This window comes from Flavobacteriales bacterium, assembly GCA_016715895.1.
Taxonomy (GTDB): domain Bacteria; phylum Bacteroidota; class Bacteroidia; order Flavobacteriales_F; family PHOS-HE28; genus PHOS-HE28.
This window is the reverse complement of record JADJXH010000003.1, coordinates 1,361,567-1,375,496: the sequence shown is the minus strand read 5'-3', so window position 1 is coordinate 1,375,496 and position 13,930 is coordinate 1,361,567. Positions and strand designations below refer to the sequence as shown.

The window sequence follows — 13,930 nt, the reverse complement described above, 5'->3', positions numbered from 1 at the left end:
ATGCATACTGTGGGATGCTGAGGGTACTGGTTGCTGGTATCGTCGTGGCAGGACAAGCACTGCTGTGATGGATGATCGCAGCATAGGGACACCAAGTGCCATTTGATATCGTGAACGTGGCCCCGGCCATGGGGGAGATGGGGCGGCCCGAGCGGAAGGCCGTGAGCAGCGCGCTGGGCAGGGCGAGCAGGCCCACGAGCATCAGCAGCTTAGCGGTTGGCGGAAGGGCGGAAGGGCGGAAGGGCGGAAGGGCGTTCTCATGGTGTGATGAGTTTGCCCCGAATCTAATCATCCGTCACCTTCATTCGACAGGGTTGTGGAGAACTTCTCATGGAGGTACGGATGCCTTGTGGATCCGTGGTGCCAGCTACGCGTTCTAGCCGTGGAGCCTTTTGAACGGACGAACCCCGCGCGTGGCGGGGTTCGCTTTCCCGGATGGGCGTGACTACTCGATCATCACCCGGGTGCTGCCCAAGGGCTTGCCCTTGCGGAATACCTCCAGCACGTAAAGGCCGGCAGGGAGTTCCTTGCGCGCGAGCACCGTGGTCGGGCCGTTGTTCAGGGCAGGCTCCGATCGCACCAGGCGCCCCCTGGCGTCACGCCAGATCAAGTGGTCCGGTGGCGGGCTGTTCCCCCACACCAAGGCACCCCGCTCGGTGATCGGGTTGGGCACGGTACGGAACGCCGGATCACGGCCGCCCTCCTCGTGCAGGCCCAACCACGCCGGATCGCTGTCGTGGTAGCGTTTGCAGAACAAAGGGACCCCCCACGTTTCATGAAGGTCAGGTGATGAGATCACTGTGAGACCACCGACGGACGTATTGAACTCGTGTGGCACATTGTCAAACCTCAAGAGAAAGCCTTCGTTGGATCTGGCGTTACGCAGGTAGAGTCTACCATCAGGCCCGAGGATGAGGCTCCCACCGGTCGTATCGGCACCCCATTCTGTTCCTGAACCAACGGACGAAGTGTTGGATGCCAGGGATGTGAGGGGTATGCATCCGTCGCATACGGTGAGGTCATACTGCGTGCCGAAGAAGCCTCCATCCCCATCCGTGGTGCTCGTATCCAAATAGGCCACGTACAGGAAGTCTTCGGTCGCCAGGAAGTCCGTTCCGCTTGTGAAGTCCATCGGCAGGGTCACCGCGATCGTGTCTCCTGTCAAGTCGTCCAGGTCGTACGCAGTGTACGCGAGGGATGAATTGCGCACGGTAACTGTTCCTGTGGAACTGTTGAACCAGAAAACGGCAGCGCCGGCGGAATCCGGGGCGTGGTCAAATCCGAACGCGAGTTGATCACCGGAAACCGAGAACTTCATCGGTCCCCAGAAATCCGACGAGAGGCGGTCGGGAACTGATGTTGCGCTGAGCACTGGACCAGTGGCCGAGATGATCGGTACTGGGTTCAATCCACCAGGCCCGAATTGGAACGCATGGAAGGTATCCGTTCCGTCCGCGTGTTGCAGCACCCAATAGTCCGTTCCATTCCCGTGTGCTGTCGCGGCCATCTTGGCGGTGGTATTGTTCATGTACCAAGTGGTTCCTGAACCCGCCACACCCCCGGCGCCAAGGTTCAGCGACATATCGACCTCCACGTAACCCGCCTGCTTGTCGAGCTCCGGCGTGTTAATAAAAACGAAGTAGTGCAAGGGAGCTTCGGGCTTTGGCAGGATGAGCAGGCTGGCCAGGCGCGCGGGCCAGCCGAGGTCCTGTGCGCTGCCGCCTTGCACCAGATCGAAGTTGGCGTTGTGGATGCCGGTCTCATCCACCACCAAGCTGAGCGCTCCATCCGGCTCGCTCATGGCAGCGTTGCGGGCGGTGACTGCGAAGGTGCTTGGAATGATCGTCAGTTGCTCGTTGTAGAAGTTCAGCCAGTTCGTTGAGCCGAAGATGATGTTGTAGTTACGGGCTTGACCGATACACTCGCTGACGAGCAGTAGGGTGGCGGCCGTGGCAATGAGTGTTCTCAAGGCTGCCATTCGATCTTATTTGAGTTATATCCATTACCCTGAGCGCGCGCATATTTGTTGGGAGTTCCGCTGAGTAGACAAACATCGGCGTTCGCCGCCCAGGAACCCGATGTGCCAGAGGTGCATGTCCAGGTGGCGAAGATGGTGCTCCCCGACTTAAGTTCAACCTTATTGATGCGGCTCCCGCTGACCGTGATCGAGGAGCCGTTGGTGGACGCCGGGATGCTTAAGTTCGAAGTGCTTGGAATGCTTACCGCTGGGCAAGCGTCACTATGGTGGATGACGGCTGTGTATGCACAGTCCGTGGAGTTGTCAATGGTGAACGTGGCCCCGGCCATGGGGGCGATGGGTCGGCCCGATCGGAAGGCCGTGAGCAGCCCACTGGGCAGGGCGAGCAGGCCCACGAGCATCAGCAGCTTAGCGGTTGGCGGAAGGGCGGAAGGGCGGAAGGGCGGAAGGGCGTTCTCATGGTGTGATGAGTTTGCCCCGAAGCTAATCAGCCGTCATGTTCATTCGACAGGGTGGTGGAGAACTTCAGGAGCCGGAAAGGGGGGCGCTGGACCAAGGGGCCGTGCCGGGGCCCGTTCCCGGACCACCATGACGCCCCATTCAGCACCGCATAGCGATCCCCCGGACATGGGCAAGCCGGAAGGCTCTGTTAAATATCAACAAAACCCGCGTCGCTGTTGGGAAAAGGCCCCCTTCGGCACCCGCCGATCCGGTATCTTCGCGAGCCCTTCCCATCCGGGGAGGCAGAACCTCAAGGAACATGTCCGAGACCGTCGTAGAAATGAGCGAAAAGAAGAAGGCCGCCGCCAGCTATTCGGCGGACAGCATCCAGGTGCTGGAAGGCCTGGAAGCGGTGCGCAAACGCCCCGCCATGTACATCGGTGACATCGGGGTGAAGGGCCTTCACCACCTGGTGTACGAAGTGGTGGACAACTCCATCGATGAGGCCCTGGCCGGCCACTGCGACACCGTGGAGGTGAGCATCACCCCCACCAACGGCATCCGGGTGAAGGACAACGGCCGCGGCATTCCCGTGGACATGCACGCCAAGGAGGGCCGCAGCGCCCTGGAGGTGGTGATGACCGTGCTGCACGCCGGCGGCAAGTTCGACAAGGACAGCTACAAGGTGTCCGGCGGTCTGCACGGCGTGGGCGTGAGCTGCGTGAACGCGCTCAGCACCATGCTGCTCGCGGAGGTGCATCGCGGGGGCAAGATGTACCAGCAGGAGTACAGCGAGGGCAAGCCGAAGTACCCCGTGAAGGAGGTGGGCACCACCGACTACCGCGGCACCATCGTCACCTTCCAGCCCGACCTCAGCATCTTCCAGGTCAGCGAGTACAACTTCGACACCCTGGCCGCCCGCCTGCGTGAGCTGGCCTACCTCAACAAGGGCATCAAGCTCTCCCTCACCGACGAGCGTCGCACCAACGAGGACGGCAGCTTCGTGAGCGAGACCTTTTACAGCGAGAAGGGCCTGGTGGAGTTCGTGAAGTACCTCGACGGCAACCGGCAGCCGCTGATCGAGGACGTGATCTACATGGAAGGCGAGAAGCAGGGCATCCCCGTGGAGATCGCCATGGTGTACAACGACTCGTTCAACGAGAACCTGCACTCCTACGTCAACAACATCAACACCCACGAGGGCGGCACGCACCTGGCCGGCTTCCGCAGCGGCCTCACCCGCACGCTGAAGAAGTACGCGGACAGCAGCGGCGCCACCGGCAAGCTCAAGTTCGAGATCGCCGGCGACGACTTCCGCGAGGGCCTCACCGCCGTGATCAGCGTGAAGGTGGCCGAGCCCCAGTTCGAAGGGCAGACCAAGACCAAGCTGGGCAACAACGAGGTGAGCGGCGCGGTGAACATCGCCGTGAGCGAGATGCTCGAGAACTACCTCGAGGAGCATCCGCGCGACGCCAAGAACATCGTGGACAAGGTGATCCTGGCCGCCCAGGCCCGCCACGCCGCCCGCAAGGCGCGCGAGATGGTGCAGCGCAAGGGCGCCTTCACCGGCGGCGGCCTCCCCGGCAAGCTCGCCGACTGCCAGAGCAAGGATGCCAGCCAGAGCGAGCTCTTCCTGGTGGAGGGCGACTCGGCCGGCGGCACCGCCAAGCAGGGCCGCAACCGCGAGTTCCAGGCCATCCTGCCGCTGCGCGGCAAGATCCTGAACGTGGAGAAGGCCATGCAGCACAAGATCCTCGACAACGAGGAGATCCGGAACATCTACACCGCGCTGGGCGTGCACATCGGCACCGAGGAGGACTCCAAGGCGCTGAACATGGAGAAGCTCCGCTACCACAAGATCATCATCATGTGCGATGCCGACGTGGACGGCAGCCACATCCAGACGCTGATCATGACCTTCTTCTACCGCCACATGCAACCGCTGATCGAGCGCGGCTGCCTGTACATCGCCACCCCGCCGCTGTACATGGTGAAGAAGGGCAAGGAGCAGGTGTACTGCTGGACCGAGGCCGAGCGCGACGCCGTGATCGAGCGCATGAAGGCCGCCGGCAAGGACGCCAGCGTGAACGTGCAGCGCTACAAGGGCCTCGGTGAGATGAACGCCGAGCAGCTCTGGGAGACCACCATGGACCCCACCCGCCGCACCCTCCGCCAGGTGACCATTGAGAACGGCGCCGAGGCCGACCGCATCTTCAGCATGCTCATGGGCGACGATGTGCCGCCCCGCCGCGAGTTCATCGAGAAGAACGCGGTGTACGCGAAGCTGGACGTGTGATGTCGCACAGGCATCGTGCCTGTGCCACCACGGAACGAGAAAGCCCGGCGATGAGCCGGGCTTTCTCGTTCCACTTTTCCCGTGGATCACTTCAGCACAGTCACATGCCCCATCACCGCCTCCTTCCTGAAGGAACGTCCGTCCTTGTAGATCAAGCGCCAGGTGTACACCTCCTGCTGCACGGCCTCGCCGTGGTAGTCCCCGTTCCAAGGCTCGTGCGGCACCGTGCTCTCCCAGATCAGTTCGCCCCACCGATCGAAGACCATGAAGCTGTACTCGGTGAGCAGCGAGGGCTCGTTGAACACCGGCATGAAGTCGTCGTTGATGCCGTCGCCGTTCGGGGTGAAGGCGTTGGGCACGTGCACGGCGAGCAGGTCGAGCACCACTAGGGGATGGCAGACGCTGTCCACGCAACCATTGCCGTTCACTGCGGTGAGGCACACGGTGTAGGTGCCGCCCAGCACATCGGGGAAGGTGAAGGAGGGGGCGTGCAGCGTGCTGGTGCCCAGCCCGGCGAAGTCCCAGGTGAACCAGCTGGCGTTGTCGCTCTGGTTGGTGAACACCACGGTCGGGTCGGAGACGAGCACCGTGTCCGGCTGGGCCACGAAGTCGGCCACCACGGGTGCCGGTGGGATGAGCGCCGCGGGTGAGGCGGCGAGGCAGCCGTTCGCGCTCATCATCATCACGACGTAAGGACCGGAGCACAGCCCACCCAGGGTCGCCACCGGCTGCCAGGTGACCCCGCCGTCGAAGCTGAACAGCGCGCCTTCCGGATCGACCACCTGCAGCGCGCCGTCACAGGTGCCCGGGCAGGTCTCCGGCGTTGCCAGGACCGCGTCGATCACCAGCGGCGGTGGCTCGCTGATGCTGAGCGTGAGCGGCATGGAGCAGGCGTTCGTGTCCAGCACGAATACCGTGTACGGGCCGGCACAGAGCCCTTGCGCGTTGAAGCTTTCCGCCGCGGCCGTTCCGCTCACGGCCGGCGTCCATTGAAAGGTGAGCGGTCCGTTGCCGCCGGAGGCCTGAACCACCGCGGTCCCGTCGCATGCGCCGTGGCAGATCGCATCGGTGGTCTGCGCCAGCGCGCTGATCGGTGTGGTGAAGGTGATGACGACCGTGTCGGCCATCGCACAGCCGTCGGTGGACAGCACCGACCAGATGAAGGCGTAGGCTCCGGAACCGGGGGCTTTGGCCATCGTCGCCGCAGCGGTCGCATCGAGCACCTCCGCACTGTCCTCCACGAGCCATTGCCCGGTGCTCCACGATCCGGAGGCGTTCAGCGGGGCCATCAGGTCGCAGACCACCAGGTCCGGTCCCGCGTCCGGCGGTGCCAGCACGAAGAGGCTCACCATGGCACTGGAGCTGGCGTTGGGGCAGGCGCCCTGGCCGAACACGGTGTACGTGTACCCTCCCTGCGGGTCGGAGGCCGGGTCGAACCAGCCATTGCTCGGTTGGCCGTACGGGTCCGCCCAGGTTCCGCCCGCGTCCGGTGACCCACCCAGGAGGCTGAACAGATCCACCGGTGCCGCCTCAGGGCAGATCGTCGTGGATCCGTCCGTGCCCGCATCCGGCAGCGCCTCCACGGTGACAAGTACAGTGGCGGCGTCGTTCGGGCAGGGTGCGGTGCCGTTGACCTGATAGGTATAGGTGCCGGCCGGATGGCTGGCCGGGTCGAACGGGCCGGTCCACGGCTGGTTCATGGGGTCCGTCCAGGTGCCGCCCGCATCGGGTGTGCCGCCCAGCTGGTTGAACAGGGGCGTGGGTGCGTCATTGGCGCATACGAGCAACGCGCCGTCGAGCCCGGCATCCACGGCTTGCACAACGGCGACCAACACCTGTGCGGTGTCGTTCACGCACGGGGCGGGGACCACGAGCACGTAGGTGTACGCACCCACCGTTGCCGTGGCCGGATCGAAGGTGGAGCCGACCGGCTGACCTTGGGGATCGAGCCAGAGCCCGCCTGCATCCGGCGCTCCACCCAGCTGTCCGAAGAGATCCAGCGGAACACCGGTGGAGCAGAGCGTGATCGAGGCGTCACTTCCCGCATCGGGATCGGTGAGCACATGGACCTCCACCGCGGCGGCGGCGGACGGGCAAGGCGGCGTTCCGGCCAGCGTGTAGGTATAGGTGCCGGGGAGGTCGGCCGTTGGGTCGAACGGATCGGTGAAGACGGTGCCGTTGGGATCGGTCCACGTTCCGCCCGGGTCGGCCCCACCAAGCGTGGGGAACAGGTCCACCGGCGATCCGCTCGCGCATAGGTTGAGGACCGCAGGTGTGCCGGCGAACGGAGCCGCCTGCACCATCACCGTGGCCGAGGCCGACAACGCCGGGCAGGGGGCGATGCCCCCGACCGTGTAGGTGTACGCACCAATGGGGTCCAGCTGCGGGTCGAACAGGCCACTGTGCGGATCGCCGTTGGGGTCGGTCCAGCTGCCGCCCGGGTCGGGGCTTCCGCCCAATGCCGCGATCAACGAGGCAGGGCCACTGATCGCACACACGGTCAACACGCCATCGGTCCCCGGATCAGGAGGGGTGTTGAGCGCGACCGTCACCGTGCTTGAGGCGTTGCTGCAAGGCGGCGGAACGGTGATGGTGTAGGTGTAGACCCCGGCGAGCATGGTGCCGGGATCGAAGCCGCTGCCATTGAGCGTGCTGGGACCGCTCCACGTGCCGCCGGCATCCGCCGTGCCACCGAGCTGTGCGAAGAGATCGACAGGGGCATCGCTCGTGCACAGGGTGATCGCGCCCGGCGTGCCTGCGTTGGGGTTGGCCACCACAGTGACATCGACGAGTGCAGAGGCTGCCGGGCAAGGCGCCGTGCCGGCCACCGTGTAGGTGTAGGTGCCAGGCGTCATGCCCGCCGGATCGAAGAGGCCGCCGACCACGGGGCTGGGCCCGCTCCACGCACCGCCCGCATCGGGGCTTCCACCCAGGCCGCTGACAAGTGCGGTCGCCGGGCTGGTGGCGCAGAGCAGCAGGGCGCCATCGGTCCCCGGATCCGGCGGGGTGTTGAGCGCGACGGTCACCGTGCTGCTGGCGCTGGTGCACGGCGGCGGCACGGTGATGGTGTAGGTGTAGACCCCGGCGAGCATGGTGCCGGGATCGAAGCTGCTGCCGTTGAGCGTGCTGGGACCGCTCCACGTGCCGCCGGCATCCGGCGTGCCACCGACCTGTGCGAAGAGATCAACGGGGGCATCGCTGGTGCAGAGCGTGATCGCGCCGGGAGAGCCCGCATCGGGGTTGGCCACCACAGTGACATCGACGAGTGCAGAGGCTGCCGGGCAAGGCGCCGTGCCGGCCACGGTGTAGGAATACGTGCCGGGCGCCATGCCCGCCGGATCGAAGAGGCCGCCGACCACGGGGCTGGGCCCGCTCCACGCACCACCCGCATCGGGGCTTCCTCCAAGGCCGCTGAGCAGCGCGGTGGCCGGGCTGGTGGCGCAGAGCAGCAGCGCGCCGTCGGTCCCCGGATCAGGCGGCGTGCTGAGTGCCACGGTCACCGTGCTGCTGGCGCTGGTGCACGGCGGCGGAACAGTGATGGTGTAGGTGTAGCCGCCGGCGAGCATGCTGCCGGGATCGAAGCTGCTGCCGTTGAGCGTGCTGGGCCCGCTCCACGTGCCGCCGGCATCCGCCGTGCCACCGAGCTGTGCGAAGAGATCGACAGGGGCATCGCTCGTGCACAGGGTGATCGCGCCCGGCGTGCCGGCATCGGGGTTGGCCACCACCGTGACCTCCACGACCGCGAACTCCGCCAGGCATGGCGCCGTGCCGGCCACCGTGTAGGAATACGTGCCGGGCGTCATGCCCGCCGGATCGAAGAGGCCACTGACCACGGGGCTGGGCCCGCTCCACGCACCGCCCGCATCGGGGCTTCCACCCAGGCCGCTGACAAGTGCGGTCGCCGGGCTGGTGGCGCAGAGCAACAGGGCGCCATCGGTCCCCGGATCGGGCGGCGTGCTGAGGGTGACGGTCACGGTGCTGTTGGCGCTGGTGCACGGCGGCGGAACGGTGATGGTGTAGGTATAGACCCCGGCGAGCATGGTGCCTGGATCGAAGCTGCTGCCGTTGAGCGTGCTGGGACCGCTCCACGCACCGCCCGCATCAGGCGTGCCACCGAGCAGTGCGAAGAGGTCGGCCGGTGCATCGCTGGTGCACAGGGTGATCGCGCCGGGCGTGCCGGCATCGGGGTTGGCCACCACGGTGACCTCCACCACCGCGGATTCCGCCGGGCAGGGCGCCACACCGTTCACCGTGTAGGTGTAGGTACCGGGCGTCATGCCCGCCGGATCGAAAAGGCCGCCGACCACCGGGCTGGGTCCGCTCCACGCGCCACCCGCATCAGGCGAGCCACCCAGGCCGCTGAGCAGCGCGGTGGCCGGGCTGGTGGCGCAGAGCAGCAGCGCGCCATCGGACCCCGGATCAGGCGGCGTGCTGAGGGTGACGGTCACGGTGCTGCTGGCGCTGGTGCACGGCGGCGGTACGGTGATGGTGTAGGTGTACACCCCGCCGAGCATGGTGCCGGGATCGAACAGTCCGCCGAGCACAGGGCTCGGGCCTGACCAGCTTCCTCCGGCATCCGGTGTACCTCCGAGATGCGTGAACAGCAGAGCAGCGGCATCGTTGGTGCACAGGGTGATCGCGCCCGGCGTGCCGGGGTCCGGGTCCGTGGCCACGATGACATCCACGGTCGCGCTTGCGGATGGACACGGGGCGAGACCGTTCACCGTGTAGGTATACGTGCCCGTGGGATCCAGCCCTGGAGTGAACAGGCCCCCGATCACCGCCCCTCCTGGACCGGTCCAACTCCCCCCGGCATCTGGCGTTCCGTTGAGTCCGCTGAGCAGCGGAACTGCGGCGCTCGATGCGCACAGCGTCAACCCTCCATCAAGTCCGGCATCAGGAAGGGTGTTCACCACCACCGTCACATCTGCGCTCGCGCTGGGGCAGGGTGCCACACCGTTCACCGTGTAGGTGTAGCCGCCGGCGAGCATGCTGCCGGGATCGAAGCTGCTGCCGTTGAGCGTGCTGGGCCCGCTCCACGCACCGCCCGCATCGGGTGTGCCGCCGAGCAGCGCGAAGAGGTCAGCGGGTGCGTCGGTGCTGCAGAGCGTGATGCTGCCGGTGGTACCGGGATCGGGTGGCGTGTTGACGGCCACGGTCACATCCGCGCTCGCGCTGGGGCAGGGTGCCACACCGTTCACCGTGTAGGTGTAGATGCCGGCGAGCATGCTGCCGGGATCGAAGCTGCTTCCGGCCAGGGTGCTGGGTCCGCTCCATGCGCCGCCGGCATCGGGTGTGCCGCCGAGCAGCGCGAAGAGGTCAGCGGGTGCGTCGGTGCTGCAGAGCGTGATGCTGCCGGTGGTACCGGGATCGGGTGGCGTGTTGACGGCCACGGTCACATCCGCGCTCGCGCTGGGGCAGGGTGCCACACCGTTCACCGTGTAGGTGTAGATGCCGGCGAGCATGCTGCCGGGATCGAAGCTGCTTGCGGCCAGGACGCTGGGTCCGCTCCACGCACCGCCCGCATCGGGTGTGCCGCCGAGCAGCGCGAAGAGGTCAGCGGGTAGGTCGGAGCTGCAGAGCGTGATGCTGCCGGTGGTGCCGGGATCGGGTGGCGTGTTGACGGCCACGGTCACATCCGCGCTCGCGCTGGGGCAGGGTGCCACTCCGTTCACCGTGTAGGTGTAGACGCCGGCGAGCATGGTGCCGGGATCGAAGCTGCTGCCGTTGAGCGTGCTGGGTCCGCTCCACGCACCGCCCGCATCGGGTGTGCCGCCGAGCAGCGTGAAGAGGTCAGTGGGTGCGTCGGTGCTGCAGAGCGTGATGCTGCCGGTGGTGCCGGGATCGGGCGGTGTGTTGACGGCCACCGTGACATCCGCGCTCGCGCTGGGGCAGGGTGCCGCACCGGCCACCGTGTAGGTGTACACCCCGGCGAGCATGCTGCCGGGATCGAAGCTGCTTCCGGCCAGGGTGCTGGGTCCGCTCCACGCGCCGCCCGCATCGGGTGTGCCGCCGAGCAGCGCGAAGAGGTCAGCGGGTAGGTCGGTGCTGCAGAGCGTGATGCTGCCGGTGGTGCCGGGATCGGGCGGCGTGTTGATGGCCACCGTGACATCCGCGCTCGCGCTGGGGCAGGGCGCCACCCCGTTCACCGTGTAGGTGTAGACGCCGGCGAGCATGCTGCCAGGATCGAAGCTGCTGCCGTTGAGCGTGCCGGGACCGCTCCACGCACCGCCCGCATCGGGTGTGCCGCCAAGCAGCGCGAAGAGGTCAGCGGGTGCGTCGGTGCTGCAGAGCGTGATGTTGCCGGTGGTACCGGGATCGGGTGGCGTGTTGACGGCCACGGTCACATCCGCGCTCGCGCTGGGGCAGGGTGCCACACCGTTCACCGTGTAGGTGTAGACGCCGGCGAGCATGGTGCCGGGATCGAAGCTGCTGCCGTTGAGCGTGCTGGGTCCGCTCCACGCACCGCCCGCATCGGGTGTGCCGCCAAGCAGCGCGAAGAGGTCAGCGGGTGCGTCGGTGCTGCAGAGCGTGATGTTGCCGGTGGTACCGGGATCGGGTGGCGTGTTGACGGCCACCGTCACATCCGCGCTCGCGCTGGGGCAGGGCGCCACCCCGTTCACCGTGTAGGTGTAGACGCCGGCGAGCATGCTGCCAGGATCGAAGCTGCTGCCGTTGAGCGTGCTGGGTCCGCTCCACGCACTGCCCGCATCGGGTGTGCCGCCAAGCAGCGCGAAGAGGTCAGCGGGTGCGTCGGTGCTGCAGAGCGTGAGGTTGCCGTCGGTGCCGGGATCGGGCAGGTCGACCACGGTGACGGTGACCGTCGATTGGTCGTTCCCGGGACAGGGAGCGCCCGTGGTCACCGTGTAGGTGTAGATGCCTGGCGGATCCGAGCCCGGCGTGAAGGTGGCCCCCACCGTCGCTCCTCCGGGGGCGGTCCAGGTGCCGCCTGACGTGGCTCCGGTCAGCAGGGTGTACAGGTCGAACGGCGGCGCATCGCTGCACACCGTGATCGATCCATCCGTCCCGGCGCCATTGGGCGTGGCCACGGTGACGGTGACCTGATCGGTGCCCACGCAGCCGGGCTGGCCGTTCTGCGTCACGGTCACGGTGTAGGTGGTCGTGGACCCGGGGTTCGCCGTGGGGTTGGCGATGTTCGGGTCGCTCAGCCCGGTGGTCGGGCTCCAACTGTAGCTGTAGGTCACCGGTACGCTGCCGCAGTCCACCACACCGGTCCACGCCGGTCCGATGGTGGGGGAGGGCCCATCCTGGAACACGATGGCGTTGGAGCCGTTGCGCAGCCGGTAGGTGATCTCGTTGTCGTAGGTGCCCGAACTGAATGCGATCGTGATCACATCGCCGGTCTGCACCGGCAGGTTCACCGTGCCGTTGGCGCCGTTGTTCAACGTGTACGTTGCTGGCACGCCGTTGATCGTGATCGTCACGGATGCACCGTTCCATCCATCCCCGAAGCTGTCCAGCATCTGCAGCACATAGGTGCATGCCGAGGTGGGTGCACCTCCGCTGGCGGTGGCGCCGAGCTGCACGGGGCCCTGGCCCGCGCAGATGGTGGCATCCGCTCCGGCGTTCACCGTGGGCGGGGGATGCACGGTGATGGACACAGTGGTGTCGTAGGTGCAGCCGAAGTTGTCCGTGGCGTGGTAGACGTAGTCGTAGCTGCCCGGGGCGGGCGGTTGCACGCAGATCTCCTCGCAGTCGCCTGTGCTGCTCACGATGTCCGGACCGGTCCACCACGTGCTGTCGCAGGCCGCGCCGTAGGTGGGGGTGAACTCGGTGAGCGTGCCGAAGAGCCCCGGGTCGAAGGCCATGCTCCAGCCGCAGAGGAAGCCGTTGTCGAAGGTCCACAGGTCGCAGATCTCGATCGTCCACATCCCGTTCAGCTGTGCACCGAGCAGGCCGCTCAAGGGGTCGACGCTCTCGTAGGTGCCGGCGGGCAGGGTCACGCCCGCGTTGGCCGCCATGGTGCCGTTGGTCGCCGAGGGGCTGAAGCAGTAGGTCCAGCAGGTGCCCACGGCGTTCGGCGTCAGCTCGTTGTCCACCGGCACTCCCAGGTAGGTCCCCAGTCCACCCTGCTGGTGGAGCACCACCGTCTCGCCGCTCGGGCTGATGATGCTGATCACCAGGTCGCCCAGGAAGGAGTGCTCGATGTCGATGCAGATGCTCTGCAGCTGATTGACGTTCGTGAGCGTGGCGCCCGGCGCGAAGCCGCTGAACTGCAGCTGCGAGGTGAAGCAGCTTCCCACGTTGTCCGGAAGCGCCACTCCACCGCCGAAGTCCACCGTCGGCTGGGCGTTCCAGGTGGTGGCGTTCACCACGCCCTCCAGGCAGACCGGCGTGCCCACGCAGGTGCCCGGGTCGGCGAGCGTGCCCGTGAAGGTCGGCTCGGTGCCCACCAGCACCTGCAGGTCCAACAGGTTCACGCTGGCGCACCCGTTGTTGTCCTCCACCACCAGCTGCACCACGTATTCACCCGGTGCGTTGAACGTGTGCGTGGCGTTCGGGCCGGCCGAGGTGGATGTGGTGCCATCGTCCCAGTCCCAGGTATGGCTCGCGATGCTGAAACCCGCTGCTGCGGTGGACGCGCTGCCGTTGAAGCTGACGCTCTCACCGGGACAGATCATCGCCGGCGCTGCGGGCACCATCGAGGCCGCCGCTACAGGCCGCACGCAGGGCACATAGCAGGTGATGGAACCGGCGAAGACCCCCGTGCCCGTGGAGTTCGAGGTCCACACGAAGGTGAGGCAGCCGCTGCTGTTGCCCGGGCTCGCCGACACCACCTGGCCCTGCAGTTGGGTGCCGGTGTACGTGCCGATCAGCGGGGCCGATGTGCTGTTCCCGTCATGGATCACCAGGTTGTCGATCGGCGCAGGTCCGGCCGTCGACAGCTGGAACGTGATGAAGTCCACCGAGATCGCATCCCCCGGATTGTCCGGGCATAGCGTGTAGGTATAGTTCTCGTTGTTGCCGTAGCCCGTGCCACCCTGTCCGCCACTGTCCAGAAAGGCGCCCGCGCAGGTGTTGTCCGTGCCGTTGGAGATCTCGAAGGCCTGGGACCATGCGGACGCGGGCCACGCCGCGGCCACCACGAGCAGCAGCGCAGCGCACCGTCCGCGCGTCCCGTGGGTCACGGGCTGCGCCGGGCGCTGGATCGTCGAGGGGAATGCGGGCCGGGTAGCGGTCAATGCATGCGGGCG

The 13,930-nt window shown here is 66.7% G+C and carries 3 protein-coding genes; 1 reads left to right on the top strand and 2 read right to left on the bottom strand.

Features of this window, described 5'->3' with window-relative positions:
* Positions 1-445: 445 nt before the first annotated feature.
* Positions 446-1,978, bottom strand: coding sequence for a hypothetical protein (locus tag IPM49_06180; GenBank protein ID MBK9274113.1), 1,533 nt, complete (start codon positions 1,976-1,978; stop codon positions 446-448).
* Between the two features lie 781 nt (positions 1,979-2,759).
* Here IPM49_06180 and gyrB point away from each other — a divergent pair.
* Positions 2,760-4,715, top strand: coding sequence for a DNA topoisomerase (ATP-hydrolyzing) subunit B (gyrB, locus tag IPM49_06175; GenBank protein ID MBK9274112.1), 1,956 nt, complete (start codon positions 2,760-2,762; stop codon positions 4,713-4,715).
* Between the two features lie 86 nt (positions 4,716-4,801).
* Here the strand turns inward: gyrB and IPM49_06170 are convergent, their stop codons facing one another.
* Positions 4,802-13,864, bottom strand: coding sequence for a gliding motility-associated C-terminal domain-containing protein (locus IPM49_06170; protein ID MBK9274111.1), 9,063 nt, complete (start codon positions 13,862-13,864; stop codon positions 4,802-4,804).
* Between the last annotated feature and the right edge of the window lie 66 nt (positions 13,865-13,930).

Bases quoted from the DNA above. Each gene is read 5' to 3' on its own strand.
- IPM49_06180 (MBK9274113.1), bottom strand. From the start codon at position 1,978: ATGGCAGCCTTGAGAACACTCATTGCCACGGCCGCCACCCTACTGCTC.
- gyrB (MBK9274112.1), top strand. From the start codon at position 2,760: ATGAGCGAAAAGAAGAAGGCCGCCGCCAGCTATTCGGCGGACAGCATC.